General features: G+C 67.8%; 26 protein-coding genes and 2 riboswitches. Of the genes, 18 read left to right on the top strand and 8 right to left on the bottom strand.

The features are described 5' to 3' along the window. The first annotated feature begins 145 nt into the window (after positions 1-145). Genes CXQ90_RS06745 through mnhG form a run of 6 tightly spaced genes read left to right on the top strand, consistent with a single transcriptional unit; the run spans position 146 to position 6,607 of the window. On the top strand, positions 146-3,226 hold the full coding sequence (locus CXQ90_RS06745) for a Na+/H+ antiporter subunit A (protein WP_104137901.1): 3,081 nt from the start codon (positions 146-148) through the stop codon (positions 3,224-3,226). Then, positions 3,223-3,786, top strand: a complete 564-nt coding sequence (locus tag CXQ90_RS06740) for a Na(+)/H(+) antiporter subunit C (RefSeq protein ID WP_104137899.1) — start codon at positions 3,223-3,225, stop codon at positions 3,784-3,786. The genes CXQ90_RS06745 and CXQ90_RS06740 overlap by 4 nt, the downstream gene beginning before the upstream one ends. After that, positions 3,783-5,387: a Na+/H+ antiporter subunit D gene (locus tag CXQ90_RS06735; RefSeq protein WP_104137897.1), complete on the top strand. Its 1,605-nt coding sequence runs from the start codon at positions 3,783-3,785 to the stop codon at positions 5,385-5,387. The genes CXQ90_RS06740 and CXQ90_RS06735 overlap by 4 nt, the downstream gene beginning before the upstream one ends. After that, positions 5,384-5,929 carry a Na+/H+ antiporter subunit E gene (locus CXQ90_RS06730; protein WP_104137896.1) on the top strand — a complete coding sequence of 182 codons (546 nt, stop codon included), beginning with the start codon at positions 5,384-5,386 and terminating at the stop codon, positions 5,927-5,929. The genes CXQ90_RS06735 and CXQ90_RS06730 overlap by 4 nt, the downstream gene beginning before the upstream one ends. Beyond that, positions 5,926-6,204, top strand: coding sequence for a monovalent cation/H+ antiporter complex subunit F (locus tag CXQ90_RS06725; RefSeq protein WP_104137894.1), 279 nt, complete (start codon positions 5,926-5,928; stop codon positions 6,202-6,204). Before CXQ90_RS06730 ends, CXQ90_RS06725 begins: the two co-directional genes overlap by 4 nt. Beyond that, positions 6,194-6,607: a monovalent cation/H(+) antiporter subunit G gene (gene mnhG / locus CXQ90_RS06720; RefSeq protein WP_104137893.1), complete on the top strand. Its 414-nt coding sequence runs from the start codon at positions 6,194-6,196 to the stop codon at positions 6,605-6,607. Before CXQ90_RS06725 ends, mnhG begins: the two co-directional genes overlap by 11 nt. Before the next feature lie 45 nt (positions 6,608-6,652). Here mnhG and CXQ90_RS06715 read toward each other — a convergent pair whose 3' ends face one another. Next, the gene (locus tag CXQ90_RS06715; protein WP_104137891.1) at positions 6,653-6,898 is read right to left on the bottom strand and encodes a hypothetical protein; all 246 of its coding nucleotides are present in this window, start codon (positions 6,896-6,898) and stop codon (positions 6,653-6,655) included. A gap of 455 nt (positions 6,899-7,353) precedes the next feature. Between CXQ90_RS06715 and CXQ90_RS06710 the strand changes: the two genes are divergently transcribed. Together CXQ90_RS06710 and CXQ90_RS06705 are read left to right on the top strand one after the other, a co-directional pair. Then, positions 7,354-7,833, top strand: coding sequence for a DUF2975 domain-containing protein (locus tag CXQ90_RS06710; RefSeq protein WP_104137890.1), 480 nt, complete (start codon positions 7,354-7,356; stop codon positions 7,831-7,833). Further along, positions 7,833-8,039, top strand: coding sequence for a helix-turn-helix transcriptional regulator (locus tag CXQ90_RS06705; RefSeq protein WP_104137888.1), 207 nt, complete (start codon positions 7,833-7,835; stop codon positions 8,037-8,039). The genes CXQ90_RS06710 and CXQ90_RS06705 overlap by 1 nt, the downstream gene beginning before the upstream one ends. Positions 8,040-8,110: 71 nt before the next feature. On the opposite strand, the gene CXQ90_RS06700 is transcribed toward CXQ90_RS06705, so the two are convergent. Then, on the bottom strand, positions 8,111-8,374 hold the full coding sequence (locus CXQ90_RS06700) for a DUF4235 domain-containing protein (RefSeq protein ID WP_104137886.1): 264 nt from the start codon (positions 8,372-8,374) through the stop codon (positions 8,111-8,113). 39 nt (positions 8,375-8,413) lie between these two features. Further along, complete coding sequence (locus CXQ90_RS06695; RefSeq protein WP_104137885.1) at positions 8,414-8,965, bottom strand: heme-degrading domain-containing protein; 552 nt, start codon at positions 8,963-8,965, stop codon at positions 8,414-8,416. A gap of 118 nt (positions 8,966-9,083) precedes the next feature. Further along, a riboswitch (TPP riboswitch) is annotated at positions 9,084-9,226 on the top strand. A gap of 71 nt (positions 9,227-9,297) precedes the next feature. On the opposite strand from CXQ90_RS06695, the gene CXQ90_RS06690 reads away from it, so the two are divergent. From CXQ90_RS06690 to CXQ90_RS06680, 3 genes are read left to right on the top strand one after another with little or no spacing between them, the layout of a single operon-like run. Further along, positions 9,298-9,918, top strand: a complete 621-nt coding sequence (locus tag CXQ90_RS06690) for an ECF transporter S component (protein WP_104137883.1) — start codon at positions 9,298-9,300, stop codon at positions 9,916-9,918. Continuing rightward, positions 9,918-11,540 carry an ABC transporter ATP-binding protein gene (locus tag CXQ90_RS06685; RefSeq protein ID WP_104137882.1) on the top strand — a complete coding sequence of 541 codons (1,623 nt, stop codon included), beginning with the start codon at positions 9,918-9,920 and terminating at the stop codon, positions 11,538-11,540. Before CXQ90_RS06690 ends, CXQ90_RS06685 begins: the two co-directional genes overlap by 1 nt. Further along, the gene (locus tag CXQ90_RS06680; protein WP_104137880.1) at positions 11,537-12,340 is read left to right on the top strand and encodes an energy-coupling factor transporter transmembrane protein EcfT; all 804 of its coding nucleotides are present in this window, start codon (positions 11,537-11,539) and stop codon (positions 12,338-12,340) included. The genes CXQ90_RS06685 and CXQ90_RS06680 overlap by 4 nt, the downstream gene beginning before the upstream one ends. A 37-nt stretch (positions 12,341-12,377) precedes the next feature. Here the strand turns inward: CXQ90_RS06680 and CXQ90_RS06675 are convergent, their stop codons facing one another. Next, on the bottom strand, positions 12,378-13,325 hold the full coding sequence (locus CXQ90_RS06675; RefSeq protein WP_104137879.1) for a hypothetical protein: 948 nt from the start codon (positions 13,323-13,325) through the stop codon (positions 12,378-12,380). A gap of 246 nt (positions 13,326-13,571) precedes the next feature. Between CXQ90_RS06675 and CXQ90_RS06670 the strand changes: the two genes are divergently transcribed. The 3 genes from CXQ90_RS06670 (at position 13,572) to CXQ90_RS06655 (ending at position 17,435) form a co-directional block, all read left to right on the top strand. Further along, positions 13,572-15,095 carry a UDP-N-acetylglucosamine 1-carboxyvinyltransferase gene (locus CXQ90_RS06670; protein WP_104137877.1) on the top strand — a complete coding sequence of 508 codons (1,524 nt, stop codon included), beginning with the start codon at positions 13,572-13,574 and terminating at the stop codon, positions 15,093-15,095. A 149-nt stretch (positions 15,096-15,244) separates the two neighbouring features. Beyond that, positions 15,245-16,480 carry a glutamate--cysteine ligase gene (locus CXQ90_RS06665; RefSeq protein WP_104137876.1) on the top strand — a complete coding sequence of 412 codons (1,236 nt, stop codon included), beginning with the start codon at positions 15,245-15,247 and terminating at the stop codon, positions 16,478-16,480. A 283-nt stretch (positions 16,481-16,763) separates the two neighbouring features. Then, a complete protein-coding gene (locus CXQ90_RS06655; RefSeq protein WP_104137873.1) occupies positions 16,764-17,435 on the top strand; it encodes an aspartate/glutamate racemase family protein in 672 nt (223 codons plus the stop codon). Here CXQ90_RS06655 and CXQ90_RS06650 read toward each other — a convergent pair. After that, entirely contained in the window at positions 17,423-20,023 is a 2,601-nt protein-coding gene (locus CXQ90_RS06650) for an AMP-binding protein (protein WP_104137871.1), read from the bottom strand. The two genes, CXQ90_RS06655 and CXQ90_RS06650, sit on opposite strands and share 13 nt — an antisense overlap. 75 nt (positions 20,024-20,098) lie before the next feature. Here CXQ90_RS06650 and CXQ90_RS06645 point away from each other — a divergent pair, with 75 nt between their 5' ends. Continuing rightward, entirely contained in the window at positions 20,099-20,404 is a 306-nt protein-coding gene (locus CXQ90_RS06645; protein WP_104137870.1) for a DUF1905 domain-containing protein, read from the top strand. 50 nt (positions 20,405-20,454) lie between these two features. Here the strand turns inward: CXQ90_RS06645 and CXQ90_RS06640 are convergent, their stop codons facing one another. The 3 genes from CXQ90_RS06640 to CXQ90_RS06630 are packed head-to-tail and all read right to left on the bottom strand — an operon-like array spanning position 20,455 to position 22,379. Next, positions 20,455-21,663 (bottom strand): O-succinylhomoserine sulfhydrylase, encoded by a 1,209-nt coding sequence (locus CXQ90_RS06640; protein ID WP_104137868.1) that lies wholly within the window; start codon positions 21,661-21,663, stop codon positions 20,455-20,457. Beyond that, positions 21,664-22,074: a rhodanese-like domain-containing protein gene (locus CXQ90_RS06635; RefSeq protein ID WP_104137867.1), complete on the bottom strand. Its 411-nt coding sequence runs from the start codon at positions 22,072-22,074 to the stop codon at positions 21,664-21,666. It lies immediately after the preceding gene. Then, positions 22,071-22,379 carry a DUF1737 domain-containing protein gene (locus CXQ90_RS06630; RefSeq protein ID WP_104137865.1) on the bottom strand — a complete coding sequence of 103 codons (309 nt, stop codon included), beginning with the start codon at positions 22,377-22,379 and terminating at the stop codon, positions 22,071-22,073. Before CXQ90_RS06630 ends, CXQ90_RS06635 begins: the two co-directional genes overlap by 4 nt. Before the next feature lie 13 nt (positions 22,380-22,392). After that, positions 22,393-22,508, bottom strand: a riboswitch (SAM riboswitch). 187 nt (positions 22,509-22,695) lie between these two features. Between CXQ90_RS06630 and CXQ90_RS06625 the strand changes: the two genes are divergently transcribed. The 3 genes from CXQ90_RS06625 to CXQ90_RS06615 are packed head-to-tail and all read left to right on the top strand — an operon-like array spanning position 22,696 to position 26,697. Continuing rightward, the gene (locus tag CXQ90_RS06625) at positions 22,696-23,991 is read left to right on the top strand and encodes an NtaA/DmoA family FMN-dependent monooxygenase (RefSeq protein WP_104137983.1); all 1,296 of its coding nucleotides are present in this window, start codon (positions 22,696-22,698) and stop codon (positions 23,989-23,991) included. A gap of 4 nt (positions 23,992-23,995) precedes the next feature. Further along, positions 23,996-25,651 (top strand): aromatic amino acid ammonia-lyase, encoded by a 1,656-nt coding sequence (locus CXQ90_RS06620; RefSeq protein ID WP_104137864.1) that lies wholly within the window; start codon positions 23,996-23,998, stop codon positions 25,649-25,651. After that, complete coding sequence (locus CXQ90_RS06615) at positions 25,648-26,697, top strand: PLP-dependent cysteine synthase family protein (RefSeq protein WP_104137862.1); 1,050 nt, start codon at positions 25,648-25,650, stop codon at positions 26,695-26,697. The genes CXQ90_RS06620 and CXQ90_RS06615 overlap by 4 nt, the downstream gene beginning before the upstream one ends. The last annotated feature ends 51 nt before the right edge of the window (positions 26,698-26,748 follow it).

The following is a 26,748-nucleotide window of genomic DNA, read 5'->3' as shown; positions in this document are numbered from 1 at the left end:
CGCGGACTGGCGAAACATGGGCTAGCTTCGCGCCCCGGCGGGAAAACTGTCAGCGCCCCCTTGATAAACTGTCCGGACCGAACCCAACGAATGACCGCCTGCTCCAACTTTTGACAATCGAATTTCTGACTTTGCGGAGATACCAGTGATCACAGTCCTTGCCGTGCACTTTGCGGTGGCCGCTGTGGCGCCCTTCATCTTCCGGAAATTCCGCCGGAGTTCGTTCTACGCGCTGGCTGCCGTACCCGCCGGATCGTTCATCTGGCTGCTCTTTCAGCACGGTTCCATCTACCAGGGCGGCGCCGGCCACGGGTCCGCGGCGGAGTCCGCCGGAGCAGGCCCGGGGTCACTTACGGAAACCATCCCTTGGATCCCGGGCCTCGGCATCGAGTTCGCGTTCCGCATGGACGCCCTCGCCTGGGTCATGTCCCTGCTGGTGCTCGGCGTCGGTGCCCTGGTGCTGGTGTACTGCGCCCGCTATTTCAAGAACAAGGACAGCTACCTGGGCGGGTTCGGCGCGCAGCTCCTGGCCTTCGCCGGGGCCATGTTCGGGCTGGTCACGGCGGATGACCTGCTGATGCTCTTCATCTTCTGGGAACTCACCACCGTCCTGTCCTACCTCCTGATCGGGTACGCCCGCACACGGTTGGCTGCCCGGCGTTCCGCCCTGCAGGCGCTCATGGTCACCACTGCCGGCGGGCTGGCGATGCTCGTCGGGCTGATCATGCTCGGCACCAGCGCGGGCACCTACCGGATCTCGGCCATCCTGGCACGGGCGCCGGAGCTCGTGGCCGGGGAGGCAGCGGGAGCCGCGGGCGCCGCCGTGGTCCTTATCCTGATCGGCGCGGTAACCAAATCCGCGCTGGTTCCCTTCCACTTCTGGCTGCCGGGGGCCATGGCGGCGCCCACTCCCGTGAGCGCCTACCTGCACGCCGCCGCGATGGTGAAAGCCGGCGTCTACATCGTGGCGCGCCTGGCCCCGGGGTTCACCGACACCGCGTTCTGGCTGCCCATGGTCTTGGGTCTTGGGCTGGCCACCATGCTGGTGGGCGGCTACCGGGCCCTGCGCCAGACGGACATCAAGCTGATCCTTGCCTATGGAACTGTGAGCCAGCTCGGCTTCCTCACCATGGTCGTCGGGCTCGGAAAACCCGATGCCGCGCTCGCAGGGCTCGCCATGCTGCTCGCCCACGGACTTTTCAAAGCCACGCTGTTCCTCGTGGTGGGAATCATCGACCACCAGGCTGGCACGCGCGATATCCGCAAGCTCTCCGGCGTTTTCCGGTCCTCCCGGGCCCTCGCCGTGGTGTCCGGGATCGGCGCCGCGTCCATGGCCGGCGTTCCGCTGCTGGGCGGCTTCGTGGCCAAGGAATCGGTGCTCGAGGCGTTCGTCCACTTCGCCGGCGAGCCGGAATACGGGCCCTGGGGCACGGTGGTGCTCGCGGGCGTGGTGGCCGGTTCTGTGCTCACGTTCGCGTACAGCGCGCGGTTCATGTGGGGTGCCTTTGCCGTGAAGACGGGGGTGGACCGCACACCGTTCAAGGCCATCAAGCCGTCCTTCCTGGCGGCGCCGGCCATCCTGAGCGCCCTCACCATTGCCTACGGCCTCTGGCCAGCCCCGGTGGACGGCTGGATCCAGCCGTATGCGGCCCTTTTTGCTGAGGGAGCGTCCGACGGCGGCACTGCTGCTGCCGCCGCGGGGCACCTCGCGCTGTGGCACGGATTCACTCCCGCGCTCGGGCTGACGGCGGTGACCTTCGCGATCGGCGCGGCAATGTTCTACGGCCGGGGGCTGGTGGACCGGGCACAGAGCGCCGTCCCCGCATGGATCGACGCCGACCGCGGCTACCAACTGACCATCGGCGCCCTGGACGACGTCGCCGTCTGGATCACCGGACGGACGCAGCGCGGTTCGCTGTACTTCTACCTCGCCGTGATCCTCAGCGTCGCCTTCGTGCTCCCGCTGGCCGCCCTGATCGCCGCGAACAAGCCGCTGCCGGAGGGCCTGTACTTCGTGGATCCGAACTCTCCGCTGCAGCTCGTGGCGGGAGCGGGGATCGTGATCGGGGCACTGGCAGCTGTCCGGGCCAACAAGCGGTTCCTGGCGGTGCTCATGGTCTCGGTGACCGGCTACGGCATCGCCCTGATGTTTGCGCTGCAGGGCGCGCCGGACCTCGCGCTGACCCAGATGCTGGTGGAAACCATCATCCTCGTGGCCTTCGTGCTGGCCATGCGCAGCCTTCCGGCCGAGCTGCGGGACCGCACCGGCGGCAAGTACAGGGTGGTCCGCGTGATCATCGGGCTGGCCTTCGGCGTCACCATGATCTTCGTCGCCATCCACGCCATGGGCTCCCGCATTGCCGCTCCGGTGTCCCTCGAGTTCCCGAAACTCGCCTATGAGGGTGGCGGCGGGCTGAACATCGTCAACGTCACGCTCGTCGACATCCGCGTATGGGACACGTTCGGCGAAATTTCCGTGCTGGCGCTGGCCGCCACCGGCGTCGCCAGCCTCATCTTCGTCAAGGGCCGCGGCGACCGGATCCGCACGTCGTCAACGGTTGCCGAGGGCACCGTCGGCCGCCGCACCGGCGTCGACAAATCGTCCCGGGACGGCGCGGCCCTGGCCCTGAGTCGTAAATTCGCCGCGTCCACGCGCGACGCCTGGCTGGTTGCCGGCCGCACGCTCGCACCGGAGCGCCGCTCCATCATCTTCGAGGTGGTCACCCGGCTGATCTTCCACTCGATGATCATCTTTTCCCTGTACCTCCTGCTGGCGGGACACAACCTCCCGGGCGGCGGCTTCGCCGGCGGACTCATGGCGGGCCTTGCGCTGACCCTGCGCTACCTCGCGGGCGGCCGCTTCGAGCTGCGGGAGGCCACGCCCATCAGCGCGGGAACACTGCTGGGGATCGGTCTGGCCACGGCGGCGGCCTCCGGCGTGGTACCGGTCATGCTGGGCGGCCAGGTTTTCCAGAGCGCCATCCTCCAGTTCTGGCTGCCGGTCTTCGGCGACATCAAGTTCGTCACGTCCACCATCTTCGATACCGGCGTCTACATCGTGGTGATCGGGCTGGTGCTGGATGTGCTCCGGAGCCTGGGCGCGGAGATCGACGAGCACTTTGAGGAACAACCGCCCGGCCAGGCCGGGGAACCAGCACCCGAGCCGTCCGATGACCTAATGCCCGGCGGCGTACCGGCCGAAACTACAGCAAGGGGCAAGGCATGAGCGTCAACCTCACCCTGCTGACCGTCATGGGTGCGCTCTACGCGTGCGGCATCTACCTCATTCTGGAACGCAGCCTCACGCGTGTGCTCCTGGGCCTGATGCTCCTGGCCAATGCCACCAACCTGCTGATCCTGGCCACCGGCGGGTACGCGGGCATGGCCCCGTTCTTCAGCAAGGACACCGACCCGGGCGCCTACAACGACCCCCTGCCGCAGGCCCTGATCCTGACGTCCATTGTGATTTCGTTTGCCGTCACGGCCTTCATGCTCGGCATCATTTACCGGACCTGGGTGCTGGCCCGCCAGGATGAGATCCCGGACGACGTCGAAGACCGCCGCGTGGCGGAAACGCCGAGTTTCGACGCGGAGGACGACGCCGTCATCCCGGTGGAAACTTCGGAGTTCCCGCTGACCATGATCGGCTCCGACGGATCCGGGGTCACGGATTCGCCGGCCACCGTCAGGGCAGGCGGCAAGACGATCCTCGCCGAGGACGCCGCCCTGGAGGAAAAACCCGGCTCCGCCAACGTGCACCCCGGCCCGGAAGGAGGCGTGAAGTGAACATCGCAAGCCTTGCCCCGCTCGCCGTCGTACTTCCCATCCTGGGCGCCGCGCTGACGTTCCTGCTGATCCGGCATTCCCACGCGCAGCGTGCCGTGAGCATCGCCCTTTTGTCCCTGACGCTGCTGCTGGAGTGCTGGCTGCTGGCGTCCGTCTGGGGCGGCGGGACTGAGGCGGTGAACATCGGCGGCTGGCTGCCGCCCTGGGGAATCGTCCTGGTAGTGGACCAGTTCTCCTCGCTGATGCTGGTGGTCTCCTCCGCGGTGAGCCTGGCGGTCCTGGTGTATGCCACCGGCCAGGGCATGGCCGACGGCGACCAGGATGCCCCGGTCTCGATCTTCCACCCCACGTACCTGATCCTCGTGGCGGGCGTCTCCAACGCGTTCCTCTCCGGCGACCTTTTCAACCTTTACGTCGGCTTCGAGATCCTGCTGACGGCGAGTTACGTGCTGATGACGCTGGGCGGCACCGGCCCGCGCATCCGCGCCGGGGTCACGTACGTGGTGGTTTCCGTGGTGTCCTCCGTGCTGTTCCTCATCGCCATCGCCATGATCTACGGCGCCACCGGAACCATCAACATGGCCGACCTTGCCATCAAACTCGCGGAGCTCGACCAGGGCACCAAGACCCTCCTGCACGTCATGCTGCTCGTCGCCTTCGGCATCAAGGCCGCCGTCTTCCCGCTGTCCTTCTGGCTGCCTGACTCCTACCCCACGGCCCCGGCACCCGTCACCGCCGTGTTCGCTGGCCTGCTGACCAAGGTGGGCGTCTACGCCATGGTGCGCACCGAAACGCTCCTCTTCCCGGGAGACAGCCTCAATTCGCCGCTCATGGTGGCGGCGCTGCTCACCATGGTGGTGGGAATCCTTGGCGCCCTCGCCCAGAGCGACATCAAGCGTTTGCTTTCGTTCACGCTGGTCAGCCACATCGGCTATATGGTGTTCGGACTGGCGCTGTCCTCGGTGGCCGGGCTCGGTGCGGCCGTGTTCTACGTGGCGCACCACATCACCATCCAGACCAGCCTCTTCCTGGTCACCGGCCTAATTGAACGGCGCGGCGGAAGCTCCTCCGTGGACCGGCTGGCCGGGCTGGCCAAGCTGTCCCCGCTCCTGGGCCTCCTGTTCTTCGTGCCCGCCATGAACCTGGCCGGGATTCCGCCGTTCTCAGGTTTCCTGGGCAAACTCGGCCTGATGCAGGCGGGCATCGGGCTGGGCACGCCGCTGGCCTACGCGCTGGTCATTGGCGGGGCGGTGACCAGCCTTTTGACGCTGCTGGCGGTTGCCCGCGTGTGGAACCGTGCGTTCTGGCGGAAGCCCGAGGACGCCGAGCACCCGGATCCCGTGCTGCTCGCCGAGGCCAAGGACTCAGCGACCGGCCATCGCGCGGGCAGGACCAACGTGACACTGCTGCCGCGGACCATGGTGGGCTCCACACTGGGGCTGGTGGTACTTGGCGTGGCATTGACCGTCTTTGCCGGCCCGCTGTTTGAAGTGGCGAACCAGTCCGCCGCGACCATGCTGGACAGGTCCGCGTACATCGAGTCGGTGCTGGGCGAGAATGCGCCTGTTCCGGGACTGGCCTTGGGCGGTGGCGGCAAATGAGCCGCCAGCGAATCTCCCTGCGGCAGGAATTGCCGCTGCTCGTCTGGCTCGTGATTGTCTGGGGCGCCCTGTGGCAGGACTTCAGCCCGGGCAACCTGCTGTTCGGAGCCTTGCTGGCCGCCGCAGTGGCGCGTCTGTTCTACCTGCCGCCGGTGGAGCTGAGCGGGCGGTTCAATGTCCTCCGGGCGGTTCCGTTCGCCGTCATGTTCATCGGCAGGGTGGCGGCCGCCAGTTTCCAGGTCTTCTACCTGGCCGTGGCCCAGGGGCCCAAGGTGACCAACGCCGTCGTCGCTGTGCCGTTGCGGAGCCATTCTGACCTCATGGTGACGGCCACAGGGCACGTCATCTCCCTCATCCCCGGATCACTGGTGGTGGAGGTGGACAGGTCCACCTCCACGCTGTACATCCACGGGCTGAACGTCCGGAACGCCGACGACGTGCTGAAACTCCGCACGGAGGTCCGGGACACCGAGGCAGGGCTCATCCGGGTCATGGGAACCAAGGAAGAGCTTGCCGCCCTGAACCAGGAGGTTGCCGCATGATGGAATTGGTCCTGACCGTCACGGCAGTGGTGCTGTCCCTCGCCGCCGCAGGAGCGATCGTGCGGATAGCCCGCGGCCCGTCCCTGCTGGACCGGGTGCTGGCGGCGGACGTGCTGCTGGCCATTCTCGGAGCGGCGCTGTGCATCGACATGGCCGTGAACAGGCACCTCAACAACCTGATGCTGCTCGTTGCCGTGTCCATCATCGGCTTCATCGGCTCGGTCACTGTGGCCCGCTTCGTGGCGGACCGGCGGGGGCAGACCAATGAATCCTGATGCCAGCACCGTGGACACCGTGATCGACGCGGTGTCGGCCGTCTTCATGATCGTGGGTGCGGTGATGTCGCTGGCCGCAGCCATCGGCCTGCTGCGCTTCCCCGACCTCATGAGCCGCATGCACTCGGCCACCAAGCCGCAGGTGCTTGGGCTGTTCCTGCTGCTGGCCGCGGTGGGGCTCCAGCTGCGCACCTGGTGGGTGTGGCCGGTACTGCTGGTGGCCTGGATCTTCCAGCTGCTGACGGTGCCGGTTTCCGCCCACATGGTGGGCCGTGCGGGCTACCGCACCAAGCACCTCCACAAGGAGCTGCTCAGCTCCGATGAGCTGGAAGCCGTAGTGCTGAAGGCCGCCCAGGCGGCCAGGGACGCGGAGCCCGACGGCGGGAACCGCGCCGCTGGTTAAGCTTGCCCAAACCCACGGTGGAGCACGGAACTCAGCGGTGAGCACTCAGGGTTGGGTTGAGTCAAAGAAACGGTACTCGTGAGGCCGGTGGTCATTCGCCCTGGCGCGAATGAAGTCGCGGTCTTCCTGGGAAAGCACTGCCTCGCCGTGCTGGTCTGCCTCGTCGGCGTCGCCGGTCTCCTTGCTGATTACGGCCGTGATGGTTCGGGGGAGGATCTGGCATCCCGGATTGTCGATGAGCCACTTCTGCGTGGTGTGGTCGATGCGGTTCCAATGGTCCTTAATGTGCATTCTGATCAACTTCCTGGTGTGAGTTGAACTCGGTAGGTTTCCGGGTCTGCCGGGGTTGCGCCTAGCGCGGCCGTGGTCAGGCAGCGGCCGAGGCGTAGCACGGAATTTTCGTTGCGGCTTCAGGGTGCATTACGGCGTACAAGCCCGGGCACCTAGCGCTGTGGTGTGCCAGCACGCCGAGACCTGCACGTGTGCACCATCGAGGTCCACCCGGACCCGAAGTTTGACTTTGGCTGTCACGATATTTTCTCCGATCCCACCACCGCTGCGCTGCGGTCCCCAGATGCCAAGCCTAGGCGTCGGACATGCCGCAGGCAACAGGTCGCGGTCACTCATGGAAAGTGTCCGCGCGCGGAGACGTTGCCTCACTTGGAAAGGTCCGGGAAGCATCCGAGCGGGGATGACGGCAAGCGAAAGATATTGACATTCGATAGGAAGCAATTGACACTCGATGTATGCAAAAGACTCATTTGGCGGTCACCGCGCTCCGACTCCTGCTTGTGCTGGCGTTCGCGCTCCTGATGGTTTTTCAGACCCTGTCCTTCCCCGGGCAGTTTGCGCACATGGCCGAAGAGAATCCGGAGCTGGCGTATTTGCGGTGGCCGCTGACCGCGCTGGCAGTGCTGGAGCTGATGTGCGTCCAGACGGTGATCGTGAGCACCTGGAAACTGCTCACCATGGTCAAGCACGACCGCATCTTCAGTAAGGCGGCCCTGGCATGGGTGGATGCGATCGTGTGGGCTATCGCGGCCGCCTGGGCGCTGCTGCTCGGCCTCTTTTTCTACCTCGCTATCAACTCGGGTGATCCCGGATTGCCGCTGTTGCTGCTGCTGATGCTGGTGGGCGGGGCTGTTCTCGGGCTCCTGATACTGGTGATGCGGGCGCTGCTGCTGCAGGCCACCGGCCTCCGGACCGATATGGAAGCGGTCATCTGATGCCCATTGTGGTGCGGATCGACGTCGAGCTGGCCAAGCGCAAAATGAGCGTCGGGGACTTTGCCGAACGGGTCGGGTTAACGCCGGCAAACGTGGCCGTGCTCAAGAACGGCCGCGCCAAGGCAGTTCGCTTCAGCACCCTGGAAGCCATGTGCCGGGTACTGCAATGCCAGCCGGGCGACCTGCTCGAGTGGGTCGAAGAATGAACAGCCGGTCCAGCGGGTTTCGACAAGCTCAACCAGCGGGCGGGACAGGCTCAACCCGCGCTCGTGGCCGGTTAGACGATGTCCTGGCTCTTAGCGAAGCGGGTGATGGCCCGCTGCGTGCCGCGGTTGGCCAGCACCTGGATGATGGCGCTTACGGAGGCCGAAATGAGCGCGAAGGTCAGGGCCGATCGCAGCGTCGTGGGGACGTCGTCCTTCCCGCCCTTAGGCGGCTTCCGGCCGGTGGTCTTTTCCCAGATGGTATCCACGGCCTTGGTACCGGCGAACCCTGCCAGCAGGCTGATGCCCGTGCCAACCAGCTTGATGAAGAAACTCATTTTTCCGGGACTCCTTGCGTCTTGAATACTGGACTTCCTCTAGCCTAGCCGCATGGACTGGTGGATTTCCGTCAGCGCCTGAACCACCAGGTCGTGGTCGGCCTTCTGCGGCAGCCCGGACACAGTGACAACGGCGACCGCGCCCACGCCGCGCACATAGACGGGGAACGCGCCGCCGTGGGCCGCGTAGGTGGACTGGTCGAACCAGGTGTTGTCCTCGATCCGCCCGCCGCCCACCCTGCCGCGCAGGCCCACCAGCAGCGACGGTTCTTCATAGCGTGCGGCCGTCCGCTGCTTGGCCTTGACCCAGCCCTCGTTGTCCGGCGTGGCGCCCTCCAGCGCCACATGGAACAGGACCTGTTCGCCCTTGGTGATGTCGATCGCGATGGGCAGGTTGCCCTTCTTGCCGAGTTCAACCAGCAGGAGACCCAGGTTTAGGGCGTCGTCCTTGCTGAAGGCGGGAAACTGCAGAGCGGCGATCTGCGCCTCGATCTCTGCGATCAGTGCCGCCAGCGAACCTGCGGGCTGTTCGTCGGGGGAGTCGGGGTCGTAGTCGCTCGCAGCGCCGCTGCCGGAATCCTGATGGGTCATGGCCCCAATGTACTCCGGACCTCCTCCGGCAGGCGCCGTAAACTCCCGGATTGTGACACCGGCCCCCGGTCTCCCGGCGCCGTGCCGGTGTAAACTGGATCAGCCCATAAGGGCAGATTTATTACGACAGGGGAGCGCCGCCGTCGGGGATCACTGGCAACTGCCAGCCGAACCGCGGTGGGCGCTGAGAGTGCGGACAGCCGCAGACCCTCGAACCTGATCCGGCTAGTACCGGCGCAAGGGAGTCGAGTTCTCAAAGTGTCCGGCAGTTGGCGGTCCAACCACCAGCAGCCGGGGAGCGCTTTCCCCTCCTGTTCCTCAGGAGGACGATGATGACAACTGCAGCAACCAAGAAGACCGGTTACAACTGGCGCGTGGCGGACATCGTGGTGGCGGCACTGATCGCCGTCGCCGGCGGTGTGATCTTCTGGGCCTGGTCCCAGGGAGCCAATCTCATTTCCGCCCCAGTCAACGCGTTTTACCCGCCCCTTTCCGGGCTCTACGCCGGCGGCTGGATGATCCCGGCGGTCCTGGGCATGCTCATCATCCGCAAGCCGGGCGCGGCACTGTTCTGCGAAACCGTTGCCGCCACCGGTGAACTGATCATGGGATCCCAGTACGGCACCACGGTGCTCATCTCAGGCATCCTGCAGGGCCTCGGCGCCGAGCTGGTGTTTGCCGCCTTCATGTACAAGAAATTCAACCTGCCCGCGTCGCTGCTGGCCGGAGCCGGCGCCGGCCTGTTCTGCGGCCTGAATGATTCGTTCCTGCCGTGGGGCTGGAACATCGCCTACGCGGCGGGTGACAAGCTCACTTACATCATTTTCACGGCCATCTCCGGTGCGATCATTGCCGGCGCCCTGTCCTGGATCGCCACCCGCGGCCTGGCCAAGACCGGCGTACTGAGCTCGTTCGCGTCCCGCAAGGCAGCCACGGAGCCCGTCTTCTCCTGATGCCCGCCATTCACGACGGCGGTGTCCGCCCCGCCGCGGTCACCGCCCGCGGCTGGGGCTGGCGCCACGCCGGCCGCACGAAGCCCGCGGTCAACGGGCTGGACCTGGACATCCGCCCCGGGGAGCGCGTCCTGCTCCTGGGGCCCTCCGGCGCCGGCAAATCCACGCTGCTCCACGCCCTTGCCGGCGTGCTCGGCGACAGCACCTCCGGTAGCGCCGCAGCGGGCGACGCCAGCCCTCCCGACAGTGACGACGCCGACGAAACCGGCAGCCTCCTGATCGACGGCGAACCGCCGCGCGCCCGCCGCGGCCGGGCCGGCCTCATGCAGCAGGACCCCGAAACCCAGGTGGTGCTCTCCCGCCTCGGCGACGACGTCGCTTTCGGCGCGGAGAACCTCTCGGTACCCCGCGAGCAGATCTGGGCGCGGGTGCACGAGGGGCTGGACGACGTCGGGCTGGCGCACCTTCCGCTGGACCACCCGACGTCAGCGCTGTCCGGCGGGCAAAAACAGCGCCTTGCGCTGGCCGGCATCCTGGCGATGCGGCCCGGGCTGATCCTGCTGGACGAGCCCACAGCGAACCTCGACCCGGCCGGCGTCCTCGAAGTCCGCGACGCCGTGGGGCGCTGCCTCGACAAGACGGGCGCCACGCTGGTGGTCGTGGAGCACCGGGTCGCGGTGTGGAAGGACCTCGTGGATCGGATCGTGGTCCTCCAGCCGGGCTCCGCCACCCAGCCGGCCGTGCTGATCGACGGCCCCCCGGACCAGGTCCTGGAGCAGGCACGCGGGATGCTCGCCGCCGCCGGCGTCTGGGTGCCGGGCCACGTTCCGGCCACGCGGCTGCGGATCCCTGGCGGTCTGCCTGCTGACGCGCACCGTGCCGCCGGCGGGGAGCCGGCCCTTGCCCCCGGCCAGCTGATGCTCGCCGCCGAACGCCTCGCGGTTTCCCGGAATCGTCCGCGCCGCCGCGGCTTCAAGTCCGTCCCGCCCGTGCCCGTCCTGCGGGACGTCACGGCGCAGGTCCGTGCAGGCGAGGCGCTGACCATCACCGGGCCAAACGGGGTAGGCAAATCCACGTTCGCGCTGACCCTCGCCGGCCTCCTTCCGGCCGTGGACGGCAAGGTGTCCGCTGCGGTGGAGCTGAGCCGCGGGGCCGGGATCGACCCCTACAAATGGAAGGCCGAGCAGCTGATTGCCAGGATCGGGACGGTGTTCCAGGAGCCCGAGCACCAGTTCGTCACGGGGCGGGTCCTGGACGAGCTCCAGTTCGGCCCGAAGCACCTGGGCCACGGCGAGGAGCGCGTCGACGAGCTGCTGGAGCGGCTCCGCCTGACCGACCTCGTGGACGCCAACCCGTACACCCTCTCCGGCGGCGAGAAGCGCCGGCTTTCGGTGGCCACCGTCCTGGCGGCCCACCCGCAGGTCCTGGTCCTCGACGAGCCGACGTTCGGCCAGGACGCCAACACCTGGGCCGAGCTCGCCTCTTTCCTGTCCGAACTGCTCGACGCCGGCACGGCTGTGGTGTCCGTGACGCACGACGAGGAGTTCACCCACGTCCTGGGCGGCACCGAGCTGCGGCTAGGCAGCCAGGAACTCAGGGCCCCTGAACAGGCCGCGCCATGAGGGACGCGCTGACACTATCCGGCAACCAGGCCGTGCTGACCCGGGCCAACCCGCTGGCCAAATTCGCTGCGGTCTTCCTCATCACGCTGGTCCTGGCGCTGTCCATCGACTGGATGTCCGCGTCCGTGGCGCTGGTGTGCGAACTGCTGCTGTTCCCGCTCGCCGGGCTGACGTTCACGCGGCTCTGGCAGCGCGGCTGGCCGCTGATCCTCGCGGCCGCCGTGGGCGGCTGGAGCACCTCCATCCTGGCGCCGGACAGCGGCAAGGTTCTGCTCGACGTCGGACTCTGGTCCATGAGCGAAGGTTCCCTGGAGCTGGGGCTGGGTTTCCTGCTGCGGGGCCTTGCCATCGCGCTGCCGGCGGTGCTGCTGATGAGCTGCACCGATCCCACGGACCTCGCCGATGCTCTGGCGCAGAAGGCGAGGCTGCCGCACCGCTTCGTGCTCGGCACGCTCGCGGCGATGCGGCTGGTGGGGCTGATGGCCGAGGAATGGCAGACCATCGGCATGGCCCGGCGTGCCCGGGGCGTGGGGTCGCGCGGCAACCCGTGGCAGCGGTTCCGCGCCACCCTGGGGCAGAGCTTCGGGCTGCTGGTGCAGGCTATCCGCCGTGCGACCCGCCTGGCGGTGACCATGGAAGCCCGCGGCTTCGGCGGCGAGAGCAGGACCTGGGCCCGCGAATCAACGTACAGCGCGCTGGACATCTGGGTGCTGCTGGGCGGCGTCCTGATCGCCGGGGGAGCCGTGGCCGCCGCGCTGTGGGCGGGCACCTGGAACATGGTGTGGCTCCAGGGTTCCTAGGCCCCGACTCTGCCTGAATCTAACGGCCGGTGTTCTGTTAGATGCAGGAGTAGTCGTAGTCGAAGCCCTTGGCAACGAACTGGGTGAGGACCACTTTCCCGCCCGGGGTGAGGGGCGCAGCTGCGCAGTTGTTCTTGGCCCCGGCGACCGTGCGGGCGCCGGCGAGCCAGCTCGGCAGGCCGTAAAGGCTGCTGTCCGCGGTGACCGGGCCCACGATCTGCCCCCACTGGGATCCCGTGGAGTAGATGCCCACCCTTGCCCCGATGCTGTGGAAGAAATCCGCCATGCCCTCGAGGTCCGCCCGGTTAGCGTTCTTGTCGCCGGACCACGTGTTTCCGGTCTCGACGTCAAGCCACCACAGGTAGTCCTCGGGGTCGGTGATGCTGCGGAGGTAGGCGTCGTCGAAGGCCTTGGCGTAGCCGTACATGTAGGAGCACGGTGCGTCCGTCTGACCCTCCCTGCATTCGCCGTATGGGTTCGCCACGGTCTTGCCGCCATACTCATTGTTGGTGGGCCACCAGGTTCCGGCAGTGCCGGGGTTCGCGGTGTTGACGTACAGGGCCACCGTTGGCTGGCCGGTTCCGCCCAGCGAATCCTCCGCCCAGTCGAGCTGATGATGCAGGCAGGGGTTGGTGGTGTTGGCCCGCCCGTTGTTGACGCCGACTATTGCGAATGCCGGATCCTCGGGCAGGGATTTGTTGCACTGCGGCCAAGAGACGTCGTTGCCCAACAGGACCCCGCCGCCTCTGGACGGCTGGGCACCGGTCGGCTCGGCGCCGGGCGAGGGTGTGGGAGCCGGTGCTGCGGTCGGCCGGGCAGTGGCCGGCTGGGAGGCGGAAGCCTTCGGCGCCGGTGCCGGAGCACCGTCCACGCGGGGCCCTGGCACCAGGCCCAGGGCGGTCGTAATCACGACGGACAGCATCACGGATGTCTGCTGCCGGGAAGGGCGCTTCTTGCTGAACGCCGCGGAGCTGAAGATGGACAAGACGGCCTCCTGTACCTCCAACCGGCCGCAGCCGGTAGCGCTAGCTTGCTCCCGATACGCTCCCCGGTCAAGGCCTCCTGGTCCGCCGAACCGAAACGTGCGGATGCCGCGGACCCGCGCTGTCGCCTGCGGGGGCGAAGTAACGGTAGGATCACGGGTATCGCATGGAACGGGTATGAATGTGACGTTTCAGGCACTTTCGGCGTTTCTCATGCGAAAAAACATCATTGGTGATATTTTTTGGACATGACACAACAGACTGCTGAACAAGTAGGCCTCATGCTCCGCGATGCCCGCGGGCAGAAAGGCTGGACCCAGGGGCAGCTTGCCGCCGAGCTCGGGACCAGCCAGAGCGCGGTGGCCCGGATGGAGCAGGGCAAACAAAACCTGAGCCTGAAAATGATCCAGCGCCTCGAAGCGATCTTCGGCCGGAGCATCGTCCAACTGGGCAAGTCCCAGATGACCCACCTCCGTGTGGAAGGGGGCCGGACGCTCTCCGGTTCCGTTGATGTCAACACGAGCAAGAACGCCGGAGTGGCGTTGCTGTGCGCCAGCCTCATCAACCGCGGCACCACCACGCTGCGCCGGCTGGCCAGGATCGAGGAGGTCAACCGGATCGTCGAGGTCCTGACCAGCATCGGCGTCGAGTGCACTTGGCTCAACGACAACGATCTCCAGCTCCGCCGCCCCGCAGACCTGGACCTTGAGTCCATGGACGTCGAGGCCGCGCGCCGGACCCGCAGCGTGATCATGCTCCTCGGGCCGCTGCTGGACCAAACCGCCGAATACCGTCTTCCTTACGCCGGCGGCTGCGACCTGGGAACGCGCACCGTGGAGCCGCACATGCAGGCGCTGCGCCAGTTCGGACTGTCGGTGGAGGCCACGGCCGGCTTCTACACAGTGCAGGCGCCGGCGTCGGACGCCCTGGACCGGTCCTTCGTCCTGACAGAGCGCGGGGACACGGTGACGGAAAACGCCATCATGGCTGCGGCCCAGCGCTCCGGCACCACCATCATCCGCAACGCCAGCCCCAACTACATGGTGCAGGACCTCTGCTTCTATCTGCAGAGTCTGGGTGTGGAGATCGACGGCGTGGGCACCACAACGCTGAAGATCACCGGCAAGCCGTCCATCAACGTCGACATCGAATACTTCCCGTCCGAGGACCCGATCGAGGCGATGAGCCTCATCACCGCCGGCGTCGTGACCAATTCCGAGGTGACCATCCGCCGGGTCCCCATCGAGTTCATGGAAATCGAGCTCGCCACGCTGGGGCAGATGGGCCAGGAGCTGGAGGTGTCCGGTGAGTACATGGCCCGCAACGGCCGCACCAGGCTGGTGGACGTGACCACCAAGCCCTCCGAGCTGCGCGCGCCGGAGGACAAGATCCACCCCATGCCGTTCCCGGGCCTGAACATCGATAACCTGCCGTTTTTCGCCGTCATTGCCGGCAACGCGGAGGGCCAGACCATGATCCACGACTGGGTCTACGAGAACCGCGCCATCTACCTCACGGAGCTCAACAAGCTGGGCGCCCGGGTGCAGCTGCTGGACCCGCACCGCATCTACGTCAACGGCCCCACCCGGTGGCGCGCCGCCGAAGTGGGCTGCCCGCCCGCCCTCCGCCCGGCCGCCTGCCTGCTCCTGGCCATGCTCGCGGCGCGGGGAGTGTCCGAACTGCGCAACATCTACGTGATTGAGCGCGGCTACGAGGACCTGGCCGAGCGGCTCAACACCATCGGCGCCAAGATCGAGTACTTCCAGGACTAACCTCCAAGCGCGAACGGATCCTTGAGCCCCGCCGTCCACGCGCGAACCGGCAGATAACGACCCCTCCGAACGGATTTGAGGCCGTTATCTGCCGGTTCGCGCTTCGTCATGTCCGGGACGTTTTGGCTGGCCTGGCGCACAATGTAGGCATGCGGACTTTTGGGGTCGAGGAAGAACTGCTGATCGTGGACCCGGCCACCGGTGAGCCGCTTGCGCTCGCCGATGCGCTGCTGGCCGGCCGCAAGCTCGCCGCCGACGACGCCCCGTACAAGCCCCGCCTGCTGCAGAAGCAGGGCAGCGTAACAGTCGGCGACGACGAGATGGGGTTGAGCGCCGAACTCAAGCTCGAGCAGATTGAGACGCAAACCCGCCCATGCCTGGACCGTGCGGAACTGCTGCGCCAGATCCGCGCCGGCCGGGCCATGGCGGATGAAGCCGCCCGGCGGCAGGGCGCTCGCGTGGCCGCTCTGGCCACGTCGCCGCTGGCGCTCTCCAGCCACACCACGCCGGACCCGCGCTACGCCAAAATGCTGGAGCGGTTTGGGCTGACGGCCCAGGAACAGCTGACCTGCGGCTTCCACGTCCACACGTACATCGAATCCCCGGACGAAGGGGTTGCCGTCCTGGACCGGATCCGGGACAAGCTGGCGGTCCTGATCGCGCTCAGCGCCAACTCCCCCTTCTGGAACGGCGTGGAAACCGGGTTCGAGAGCTACCGGACGCAAGCGTGGAACCGCTGGCCGTCGTCGGGCCCGTCCGCCATCTACGGCAGCCTGTCCTCCTACCGGCGCGTGGTGACCCGGCTGCTGGACAGCGGCGTGGTGCTGGACGAAGGCATGATCTACTTTGACGCCCGACTCTCCCGGAACCATCCCACGGTGGAAGTGCGCGTGGCGGACGTGTGCCTCCGGGCCGAGGACGCCGCGCTGATCGCCGTCCTGGTGCGCGCGCTGGTGGAGTCCGCGGGCAGGGAATGGCGCGACGGTGTGGAGCCCGCCCCCGTCCCCACGGTGCTGCTGCGCATGGCCGCATGGCAGGCGAGCAACTTCGGCCTGCGCGGGGAGCTGCTGGATTTCGGCAGCTTCAGGCCCGCGCCCGCCGCCGACGTAGTGAGCTCGCTGGTTGACTTCCTCGAGCCGGTCCTGGCCGAGAGCGGTGAGCTCGAGCTCGCCAGGCAGGGCGTCGAGGAGATCATCGCCCGCGGTACCGGCGCTGCGGAGCAGCGAAGCGTCCGCGAAACGGTGATGGAAAAGGCGGCGCCCGACGACGGCGGGCTGGGGGCCGTCGTCGCGCATGCCGTGCGGGCCACGCTGCGCGGGACGGCGGACGCCGACGACCCTGACGCTGTTCCGGCACCGGAGCTGCTGCGCGTCCGCCAGTCCTGATCGGCGTCACCCAGGCGCGAACGGCCGCTTCAGCACCTTCCACCAGCGAACGGACACTTCAGCCCCTTCCTGCAGCGCGAACTGGCAGGTAATGCCCTCAAAACGCGGGAAAGCGGGCATTACCTGCCAGTTCGCGCGGTGGAGGCGTGGGGGAGGCGGGGCCTCAACTGTCCGTTCGCGCTGAGGCACGGGGATGTTTCCGATGGTCATTTGGCGGTAAACCTGCCGAAATATTGGCTGGCTACGGTGGAACCAAACGATCCGCTCGGGGAAGGCATGAACCATGCGCGTAGGAATCATCCGGGTCTTGACGACGTCGGACCGGCGTCTGCTCAACTCCCACGGAAAGCTGCTGCGGGAAACCTTCGGCTTCGACGTGACCTCGCGGTGCATCCCGGACCAGCCGTCGGGAGTCTATGACGCGGAGTCGCTGCAGCGCGCCGTCCCGAACGTGGTGGAACTGGCGCTCGACATGGCCGGCGGCGTTGATGCCCTGATTGTCAGCTGCGCCGCCGATCCCGGCCTGGCGGAGGTGCGCGGCCTGGTGAAGATTCCGGTGATCGGTGCCGGTTCCGCTGCGGCTGCCGCGGCGCTCTCGTTCGGTGGCCGGGTGGGCGTGCTGGGCCTGAAACACTCGGTGCCGGGACCCATCGCGGATGCCCTCGGGGAGCGGATGCTGCTGATCGACGGACCGGAGAGCGTGGAGACCCCCGAGGGTTTCCTGCTGCCGACGGGAATCTTCGACGCCCTCGCTGCCGCCCATATGCTGGTGGACGCCGGCGCGGACGTCATCGTGGAGGCAAGCACCGGGCTGACGAGCATCGGCATGGCGGACGTCCTGCGGAGCAGGCTCGGGATTCCGGTCATCGACCCGGTGATGGCTGCAGGTTCCATGCTGGTCTCGGCGGTGGCATCGCGTGGCCTGCCGGCGTTCCGGGAGCTTCAGGCAGTCTGAGCCCTGCCGGAACGTTCCCGGCGCCGGCTAATCTTCCACCGGCTCACTGCGGTCATCACCCGCATGCACACCGCCCAGTAGGCCACGCCGGCGGCAAGCGATGCCGCCACGGCCAGCGCTGGGCTGATCCCGGCCAGCGGCGGGTAGACCACCCAGTGGACCAGGTAGGCGTAGAGCGAGGCGCTGGCCAGCAGCACGGTCAGGCGGCGGAAGACCCTTGGCACCGGCAGCGTCGGCAGCCAGATAAGCAGCAGTATCCCGGCGACCACCGTCAGTTCCCGGGTGGTGTTCTCGAAGAACCCCGGAACTGTCACGGCGGCGAGGACAGACACGACGCAGCGCTGGGCCACGGTCCGGCACCGCGCGATCGCCCACCCCAGCCCGAACAGCCACAGGGCGGGCGCGGTGTGCGGCACGCCGGGATCAACCAGGTCGTACCGGGTGAGCAGGCCTGCCCCGGTGATGGCGAGCGGGAACAGGAGCGGGAAGCGCCGCTCTGCGCGGTGCACCCAGGGAATCGCGAGCAGGGCGGTCATGGCCGCGAGCAGGTAGACCAGCACCTCAATGAACCAGAAGTGCCACTGGGTGGTCACCGCCTCCGGCCCGATGACGGCGTTGAGGAGCACGATGTTGGCGAGGCTGTATCTGTCCGTCACGAGGTAGGCGAACGCGATGAACGCCATGCTGGGGACCACCACCTTGGCGAGGCTCGCAAGCTGCCGCCGGAGCCGGGGAAGCCGTTCCCCGGAGAGCTGGAATCGGGCGAAGTTGTAGCCGGCCACGGCCATGAGCACATGCGCCGTGCCCTGCCAGCTGAAGAATCCGACGTGCGTGCTGACGATCAGTACGATCGCCACGGCCCTCAGCACGATGCTGGTTTCGAGCGGTGCGATGAACCGCCGCATCCTGCGAGCCGGCACGTCCCGCCGTCGCGGTTCCAGGTCCCGCACGGGTGTGATGTGCCAATCCTGCGGGAGGTGCCCCAAGGCCTGTTCGAGCCTGACGGACGCCGCCACGTAGGACAGTGAGTCTCCGCCCAGCGAGACGAAAGTATCGCCGTCCGCGACGTCCGTGACCTCCAGGGTGTCCTGGAAGATCCTGCGGACGTTGTCAGGCCCGGCGGCGGACACGTGCGAGCCGTCCGCCGGCACGGAGCCGTCGGCCGGCACGGGGCGTGACGGGTCCGGGCGGGACGCGCTGCTGCCGCCCACGTTGCTTCCGGACAGAGCGAGAACCGCCGGGTAGTCCACCTTGCCGGTGGCCAGGCGGGGGAGATGCTCGACGGCGTGCAGCTCAAGGGCCGCCCGTGGCAGCCCGATTCCCTGCGCGAGGACCTTGCCCAGCAGCTGCGTGTCGTGGTCGCCTTCGACGGCGACGACGAGGCCCTGGTCGGTGCCGGCGCTCGCCGCGTGCACGCCGAGGTCGGCCAGGATCCGTTCCACCTGCCCGAGGTCCACCCGCAGTCCCACGATCTTGACGAACCGGCTGCGCCGGCCCACCACCTCGTAGACGCCTGCGGGATGCTTCCGGGCGAGGTCGCCGGTGCGGAGTTCGCTGATGGTCCTGCCGGCGGCGAGATCCGCCGGGCGCTCGGCGTAGCCCAGCATCACGTTGGGCCCCGTGTACACCAGCTCGCCGTCGTCCAGGCCGGGTACGGGGTCGATGCGGAACGCTCCGCCGGGCACGGGAATGCCGATGGATCCGGGCACGGTGGCCGCCAGATCGGGCGGCAGGTACGCCATCCGGGCCGTGGCCTCGGTCTGGCCGTACATCACAAAGAGTTCCCAGCCGCGCCGGCGTCCGAGCCCGGCGTAGCTTTGCACCATCTCCGGGGCGAGCCGGCCGCCGGCCTGGGTCACGTAGCGCAGGCTCGGGAGTTCCATCTCGGCGAATCCCACCCGGTCCAGCAGCTCGAAGGTGTAGGGAACGGCCGCGAATGCCGTTGCCCTGCGGCTGCGGAACAAGTCCCAGAAGCACGGATCAACGACGGACAGGTCCGTGAGCACCAGGCCGGCCCCGCGGAGCAGGTGGCTGTTGATCACGGACAGCCCGTAACAGTAGGACATCGGCAGGGTCGTGGCCGCGCGGTCATCCGGGCCAATACTCAAATACTCGGCAATGGACTCGGCGTTGGACTGCAGGTTGGCGTGGGACAGGCGCACCAGCTTGGGGGAGCCCGTGGAGCCGGAGGTGCTGAGCATGAGCGCAAGGTCCGGGTGCAGCTCGTGCCGGGTGCCGGGGCGGCGTTCCTCCAACTCGGCCTCCCCGTCCCCGGAGCGCAGAATGACGTCGGGGTCGTAGGCCGCGATGACGGAGTCCAGGGCGGCGGGCTTGTCCTCCGGGACGAGGATCAGCGGGTGGCCGGACACCAGGGCCGCCAGGTAGGCAACCAGGGAATCGACGTCGTTGGCGGCGGTCAGCGCCACCAGACGCCGCACGGTGCCGAGCCGGAGCGCGAGGGCGTCGACGCGGTCGGCGAGTTCCCGGTAGGTCAGGGCGAAGTCGTCGGCAAGGATGGCGGGCCTGTCCCCGTGGCTCGCAAGATCCGAGGCAAAGGACACCCGCTCGAAATCAAGCTGTGTGGTCACCCGGAAGATGTTATTAGTTAAGGCTTACCTAAGTAAAACTGATTTCCCGGGATGACGCCGTGCGATACTCATCTCGTGACCACCTCGTATGCGTTCCGGGCCGAATTGTGGCTCTACCCGGGGGACTCCGGCTGGCACTTCCTTACGCTGCCGGAGGACCTGGCCGACGAGGTCCGCGAGGAGTCGGCCGCCTTCCGGAAGGGCTTCGGCTCCGTGAAAGTGGCGGCGTCGATCGCCGGCCACCGGTGGGAGACATCCCTGTTCCCCGACAGCAAGAGCGGGTCTTACCTGCTCCCGGTCAAGAAGACCGTCAGGACGGCGGCAGGCATCAGCGCCGGAGATGAAGTGGATGTCGTGTTCACCGTCCAGCGCGACGACTGACGGCCATCCGGAATTCAGCCCGCGGGATAAAGCCCGCGGAAGTCAGTCACTCAGATCTGCTTGAGCGCCTGCTCCAGGTCCCGGATCAGGTCCTCCGGGTCCTCGAGCCCCACGGACAGGCGCACCACGCCGTCGCTGAGGCCGATGGCCGAGCGGCCTTCGGGACCCATGGCGCGGTGCGTCGTGGTGGCGGGGTGGGTGATGAGGGACTTGGCATCCCCCAGGTTGTTGGAGATGTCGATGATCTTCAGGGCGTCCAGCAGCGCAAAGGCGGCGTCCTTGCCCGACTGGCCGGCCGTCGTCGCTAGTTCCAGCGTGAGCACGGTGCCGCCGGCCTTCATCTGCTTGGCGGCGAGGTCGTACTGCGGGTGGGATTTCAGCAGCGGGTACTTGACCCAGCTGACGGCGGGCTGGCCCTCAAGCCATTCGGCGAGGCGCAGGGCGGTGGCCGACGAGTGGTTCACGCGCAGGGCCATGGTTTCCAGGCCCTTGGTGAGCACCCAGGCGTTGAACGCGGAGAGCGCCGGCCCGGTGTGGCGCATGAGCTGCTTGACGGGCCCGTCGATGAATTCCTTGGTGCCCAGGATGGCGCCGCCCAGCACCCGGCCCTGGCCGTCGATGTGCTTGGTGCCGGAGTAGACGATCACGTCCGCGCCGAGCTCGCCGCAGCGCTGCAGCAGCGGTGTGGCAAAGACGTTGTCGACGACGACGGTGGCCCCGGCGGCATGCGCCAGTTCACTGACCGCGGCGATGTCCACGATCTCCTGCATGGGGTTGGAAGGCGACTCGAAGAACACGGCGGTGGTTGGAACCGAAAGTGCCTCGCGCCACTGCTCCAGGTCCGGCCCGTCGACGAACACCGTCTCCACGCCCCAGCGCGGCAGGATCTCGTTGAGGATCACGAAGCAGGAGCCGAACAGGGAACGGGCCGCCACCACGCGGTCCCCGGCGGCAAGCAGCGCACCGAGCGCGGTGAACACGGCGGACATGCCGGACGCCGTCGCAAAGCATGCCTCAGTGCCCTCCAGCAGGCGCAGCCGCTCCTGGAAGGTGGCCACGGACGGGTTGCCGTACCGGGAGTAGACGAAGCGTTCGTCCTCGCCGGTGAAGGCACGCTCAGCGGCGGCGGCGGATTCGTAGACGAATCCGGAGTTCAGGAACACGGGCTCCGTGGTTTCCTGGAAGTTGGTGCGGTCCAGCCCGCCGCGGACGGCCTGGGTCTCCGGGCTCCATCCTGCGGCGTCTTGATTGAAGGTCACTTAGTTCTTTCCCAGATTCGTTGGCAGGCCGCGGTTCTTCCAGCCGTTGACGGTGCGCTCGCCGTAGCGGTCGGGCTCGCCCTCGAAGCCCTCCAGGACGTTGTAGGCGGTGAAGCCCGCCTGCGTGGCGGCAATGGCGGCGGCGATGGAGCGCTGGCCCGAGCGGCACAGGAACACGAGCTCCACCGCGGTGTCCTCCGGAGCCTGCTGCTTCAGCTGCTCAATGAAGTCGCGGTTGGGGATGCCGCCGGGGAAAGTCCACTGGATGAACAGCGGGTCGTTCTCGGTGGCCTTGGTGTCCGGGATGCCGATGTGCGCCCACTCGCCCTCGGTGCGGACGTCCACCAAAATGGCGCCCTCCTCCAGCTTGGCCCACGCGTCCGGCGGGGTGAGGTCGCCGGCGTAGCTCATGCGTGCCCCTCGAACGCTTCGGCGTTGAGGTCGTCGTCCGAATCGAGCCGGTCAACGGCGGTGGCCACGGCGGCGTCGGCGCTGGCGATGGCCGCGGGCAGGACAAGGGCCTGCGCCACGATCACGTTGATGCCGTTGTACGCGGCGGCGGGGCTGCCGTGCAGCACGTACCCCTCTGCCAGGGCGGTGGAGATGCGCTCACAGAAGGCGCGGTCGTCCGGGCCCGTGATCAGCCGGTAGGACAGTTTTTCCTCGGGTTTGTCCTGCTGGGCCGGCAGGGTTACGCCGGCGGGGGCGTCCGTCATGACGGATCTCCTTCTCTCACGCTTGCAGCTCGAAGTGGTCGATATGCCGAGTATTCACCTGAGGCACCCCGCCGCGAAAGGGAGGGTTGCCGACCGGCCAGTCAGGGCTTGGCGCCGGTTCTCATTACTCCCCAAAAACGTAACACCGACGACGGCGGCGCGCACCGCCGTCACCGTCATGTTGCGTAACGCTGGGGCCCCGGAAGTCCGGTTGCAAAGCCGCGGGCCGGGGGGATAATGACGGGAGATGAACCACCGTAACGCCGGATGAAACCAGGCAAGCGTGAACGAGTCGAGCGGCAATACAGTCAGTCCCATGCTGCACTTTGGATGGTTTGTGGGCCATGGCTTTGGAGTCCAGGGCTGGGGGACGCCGGGCTACGGGGTCGGGTACGACTGGAAGAAACCCGCGCTGTACCAGCATGCCGTGCGCGAGTTCGAGCGGGCGGGCCTGGACCTGTTCATCATCGAGGATTCGCTCACCGTCCCGGATACATACGGCGGCAGCGCCGAGGTGAGTCTGGCCCAGGCGTCCTTCGCGCCGAAGCATGATCCGCTCGCGCTGGTGCCGTACCTGCTCTCCGCCACGGAACACCTCGGGATTGTGCCCACCGTCAGCGCATCCTTCTACCCGCCCTTTACTGCGGCCCGGCTCCTGGCCACGCTGCAGCACTTCTCCAACGGGCAGCTCGGCTGGAACGTGGTGACCTCGGGCAGCGACCTCGCCGCGCAGAACTACGGCCTGGACCAGCAGATCGAACACGACCTCCGGTATGAGAAGGCCGAGGAATTTGTGAACGTTGTGCGCAACCTCTGGCGCAGCTGGGAACCCGACGCGATTATTGAGGACACCGGCGCCGGCATCTTCGCGGACCACACCAAGGTCAGGCCCATCCACCACAATGGCGAGTTCTTCAAGGTCCGCGGCCCGCTGAACACGGCACCGCTGCCGGAGGAGCCCGTGCTGGTGCAGGCCGGTGCCTCCCCGCGCGGCAAGGCGTTCGCCGGGGGCAACGCGGACGTTGCCATTGCCCTTGCCCGCGGCACCGACGGGATGAAGGCCTACCGTGACTCGATCCGCTCAGAGGCGGCAGCCGCCGGCCGGAACCCCGACGACGTCAAGGTCCTCTTTGTCCTCAAGCCCACCGTGGTGGGATCCCGGGCGGAGGCGGACGAGCTCCGGGCCGCGCGGCGGGAACTCACGCAGCGGGACATCGACAGCCAGCTGAACTCCATCTCCTATCTTTCCGTGATCGACTTCAAGCAGTTCGATCTGGACGAGCCCCTCCCGGAGCTCAGGACCAACAGCAACCAGGGCACGCTGGACCACTTCGCCAAGGCCGGTCCGCCCGGTTCCACGCTGCGACAGCTCCTGCATGCCAGGAGCGGCGGCGCCGGCGACAGCATCATCGGCACGGCCGAGGACATCGCCGACCACCTGGAGGAGACCGGGGCGGCGGTGGGCGGGGACGGCTTTCTGTTCTCCGGATTCGTGGACCCCGCCACCGTGCACGGTGTGCTGGACAAGCTGGCGCCGGTGCTGCGCCGCCGGGGGCTGCTGCGGACAAGCTACGGCGACGGCGGGTTCCGCCGGAACCTGCTGGACTTTTAGCGCCATGGACGGGGCCAAGGCAGCCGAAGGCCTCCAGCCGGGAACCCGGCGGGGAGCCTTCCTGATCGGCACGGCGCACATCCGGGCCGAGGAAGTGGCGAGGGCCGCGGCAGATCCGGGGATTGAGGTGGTCCTGAGCGCAGACGCCCTCGACTTGATGGGTATGTCGCGCGACGTGGTCCAGGCGGCCATCGACTCCGGCCACAGAGTGTACGGACTCAACACGCTGCTCGGCTCCGGCCGGGACACTGCCGTCGAGGCGGAGTCCATCCTTGATTACCAGATCCAGGTGATCCGGTACCACCACAGCGGCGTGGGAGCGCTGCTGGCCCCCGACGAGGTGCGCGCCGTGATCCTGGCCAGGCTCATCGGCTTCACCCGCGGCGGCTCGGGAGTGCGCCCGGACACGGCCAGGTTCTACGCCGGGCTGCTCAACAGGGGAGTGGTTCCGGCCATTCCGCGCGACGGCTCCGTGGGCTCTTCGGACCTGACCCAGCTGGCCGCCGTGGCCGCCGTCGCCATCGGGGAAGGGCAGGCGCTCGCGGCCGATGGCACCGTCGTGGCCGGCGCCGAGGCCCTCTCCCGGGCCGGGCTGGAGCCGCTGGTCCTCGCGCCGGCAGAGGCCCTCGCCCTGGTCAGCGCCAACGCGTACTCGATCGGCGCGGGCGCGCTCGAATTGGGCCGGCTCCTGCAGTTGGCGGACCTCGCGGACACCGCGCTCGCGTTATCCCTGGAGGCGACGGCAAGGTACGACGGCGGCGGGAACCTCAGCCCGTTTTCGCCGGCGGTGCAGGCGGCCAAGGCCGTGGACGGCCAGAGGGTCTCGGCCGCGAAGGTCCGGCGCCTGCTGCGCGGCGGCTGGCTGGAGGACCCCCGGCGCGCTGTGTCCGTGCAGGACGCCCTGTCCTTCCGGGCCGCGCCGCAGACACACGGCGCCTTCCGGGCCCAGGTCACCGCGCTGGCCGAGGCGCTGGAGGTGGAGCTCAACGGCCGCGGCGACAACCCGATGACGGACCTGGTGTCCGGCCGGATGATCTCGGGCGGGAACTTCCAGCCGATGCAGCTCGCCCTTGCCTTCGAGGCGCTGCGGCTGGGACTGGCACACGTGGGAATCAGCAGCGAGCGGCGGATTGCCAAGCTCTATCCGCCGCAGCGGCTCATCCGGCAGCTCAACCTGGAGGCCGCGCGGAGCGGGACTCCGCTGGCGTCCGAGGACCTCCCGGGCCTGCTCTGGTATTCGGCCGCGGGGCTGCTGGCCGAGCTGAAGTTCCTCGCTGCCCCGGCCACGCTCGGCGCCCCGACACTTTCCGCCGACGTGGAGGACCACTCCACGCTGGCACCGCTGGCCCTCCAGCAGCTGGAACGCGCGGTGGAAGCCGCTGGGAAGCTGCTCACCATCGAGGCGCTGACGGCCACTTACCTCCTGGCCGAGGCGCAGGGCGCGGAAGCCGGAGGAAGCGAGTCCGCCGCCGGGGCGAGGCCGCTCGGCAAGGGGACCGGTGCCGTCGTCGACCATCTATCCGTGCTACTGGCAGGCCAGCTGCCGGCGGCGGTACTGGTTGACCGGGCCCGGGCGGGGCTGCGGGAGCTGCTGGCCGGGCTGCCGGAGCTGCGGACGCAAGCCTTGGCCGACGACGATGATGCGGAAGGAGAGGCATGAGCACCGTGACGGGCAGGCAACGGGCGGCCAGGCATGCGGCGCCAGCGGTGGACCTGTCGGCCGACGCCGGGGCTGTCCTGGCGCAGGTGGGCCACACGCCCCTGGTGCCCCTGGAAGTGCTCAGCAGGGGGCTCGGCAGCACGGTGTTCGTGAAGCTGGAATCGGAGAATCCGGGCGGCTCCATCAAGGACCGGACCGCGCTGAGCATGGTCCGTGCGGCCGAGCGCAGCGGACAGCTGCAGCCGGGCGGAACCATCGTGGAGAGCACGTCCGGCAACACCGGGATCGGACTGGCGCTGATCGGGGCGCTGACCGGCCACCCGGTAGTGGTGGTGACCGGAGACTCGATTTCCTCCGAAAAGCTGGAACTGCTGCACCGCTACGGTGCCCGCGTGGTGTTCACGGACTGGACCGCGCCCTCGGATTCGCCCGCCAACGCGAGGGCTGTGGCTGCGCGGATCACGGCGGAAACGCCGGGAGCTTGGCGGCCCCTGCAGTTCGACAACCCCGCCAATCCGCAGGCGCACTACGAAGGGACCGCGCCGGAGATCTGGGAGCAGACGGCAGGGAGGGTGACGCACTTCGTGGCGGGAGTGGGAACCGGGGGCACCATCACCGGGAACGGCCGGTACCTGAAGGAGAAATCGGCCGGGCATGTGGAGGTGATCGGCGCTGACCCGTACGGTTCGGTCTACAGCGGCGGTCATCCCGGCCAGATCCTGGTGGACGGCGTGGGCAATTCTTGGCCCAAGCCGGACTGGCCGAAGGTCTTTGACCGCAGCCTGCTGGACCGGTTCCTGCGCATCCCCAATGACGAGGTGTACACCACCGTGCACCGGCTACTCAATGAGGAAGGGCTGTCCCTCGGGCCGTCCTCCGGGCTGACCGTGGCTGCCGCCCTCCGGGTGGCGCGGGCAGCGCCGCACGGATCCGTGGTGGTGGCGATAGCCCCCGATACCGGCAGCAACTACCTCAGCAAGGCCTTCAACCCGGAGTGGCTGGCGGACAACCACATCCGCCTCGCCGCGGACTTCGCGGAGGACTGATCCTTCCGGGCTTCTGTACGTCGGTTGGCTGCCGGCTATCCGTTGCCTGCC

Source organism: Arthrobacter sp. ZGTC131, assembly GCF_002929275.1.
In the GTDB taxonomy this organism is placed as follows: Bacteria; Actinomycetota; Actinomycetes; order Actinomycetales; family Micrococcaceae; genus Arthrobacter.
The sequence above is the reverse complement of the archived record's forward strand: the minus strand, read 5'-3'. Positions and strand labels throughout refer to the sequence as shown.

Coding starts and splice junctions, on each gene's coding strand:
- CXQ90_RS06740 (WP_104137899.1), top strand. CDS start 3,223: ATGAGCGTCAACCTCACCCTGCTGACCGTCATGGGTGCGCTCTACGCG.
- CXQ90_RS06730 (WP_104137896.1), top strand. CDS start 5,384: ATGAGCCGCCAGCGAATCTCCCTGCGGCAGGAATTGCCGCTGCTCGTC.
- CXQ90_RS06725 (WP_104137894.1), top strand. CDS start 5,926: ATGATGGAATTGGTCCTGACCGTCACGGCAGTGGTGCTGTCCCTCGCC.
- mnhG (WP_104137893.1), top strand. CDS start 6,194: ATGAATCCTGATGCCAGCACCGTGGACACCGTGATCGACGCGGTGTCG.
- CXQ90_RS06715 (WP_104137891.1), bottom strand. CDS start 6,898: ATGCACATTAAGGACCATTGGAACCGCATCGACCACACCACGCAGAAG.
- CXQ90_RS06710 (WP_104137890.1), top strand. CDS start 7,354: ATGCAAAAGACTCATTTGGCGGTCACCGCGCTCCGACTCCTGCTTGTG.
- CXQ90_RS06705 (WP_104137888.1), top strand. CDS start 7,833: ATGCCCATTGTGGTGCGGATCGACGTCGAGCTGGCCAAGCGCAAAATG.
- CXQ90_RS06700 (WP_104137886.1), bottom strand. CDS start 8,374: ATGAGTTTCTTCATCAAGCTGGTTGGCACGGGCATCAGCCTGCTGGCA.
- CXQ90_RS06695 (WP_104137885.1), bottom strand. CDS start 8,965: ATGACCCATCAGGATTCCGGCAGCGGCGCTGCGAGCGACTACGACCCC.
- CXQ90_RS06690 (WP_104137883.1), top strand. CDS start 9,298: ATGACAACTGCAGCAACCAAGAAGACCGGTTACAACTGGCGCGTGGCG.
- CXQ90_RS06685 (WP_104137882.1), top strand. CDS start 9,918: ATGCCCGCCATTCACGACGGCGGTGTCCGCCCCGCCGCGGTCACCGCC.
- CXQ90_RS06680 (WP_104137880.1), top strand. CDS start 11,537: ATGAGGGACGCGCTGACACTATCCGGCAACCAGGCCGTGCTGACCCGG.
- CXQ90_RS06670 (WP_104137877.1), top strand. CDS start 13,572: ATGACACAACAGACTGCTGAACAAGTAGGCCTCATGCTCCGCGATGCC.
- CXQ90_RS06665 (WP_104137876.1), top strand. CDS start 15,245: ATGCGGACTTTTGGGGTCGAGGAAGAACTGCTGATCGTGGACCCGGCC.
- CXQ90_RS06655 (WP_104137873.1), top strand. CDS start 16,764: ATGCGCGTAGGAATCATCCGGGTCTTGACGACGTCGGACCGGCGTCTG.
- CXQ90_RS06635 (WP_104137867.1), bottom strand. CDS start 22,074: ATGAGCTACGCCGGCGACCTCACCCCGCCGGACGCGTGGGCCAAGCTG.
- CXQ90_RS06630 (WP_104137865.1), bottom strand. CDS start 22,379: ATGACGGACGCCCCCGCCGGCGTAACCCTGCCGGCCCAGCAGGACAAA.
- CXQ90_RS06625 (WP_104137983.1), top strand. CDS start 22,696: ATGCTGCACTTTGGATGGTTTGTGGGCCATGGCTTTGGAGTCCAGGGC.
- CXQ90_RS06620 (WP_104137864.1), top strand. CDS start 23,996: ATGGACGGGGCCAAGGCAGCCGAAGGCCTCCAGCCGGGAACCCGGCGG.
- CXQ90_RS06615 (WP_104137862.1), top strand. CDS start 25,648: ATGAGCACCGTGACGGGCAGGCAACGGGCGGCCAGGCATGCGGCGCCA.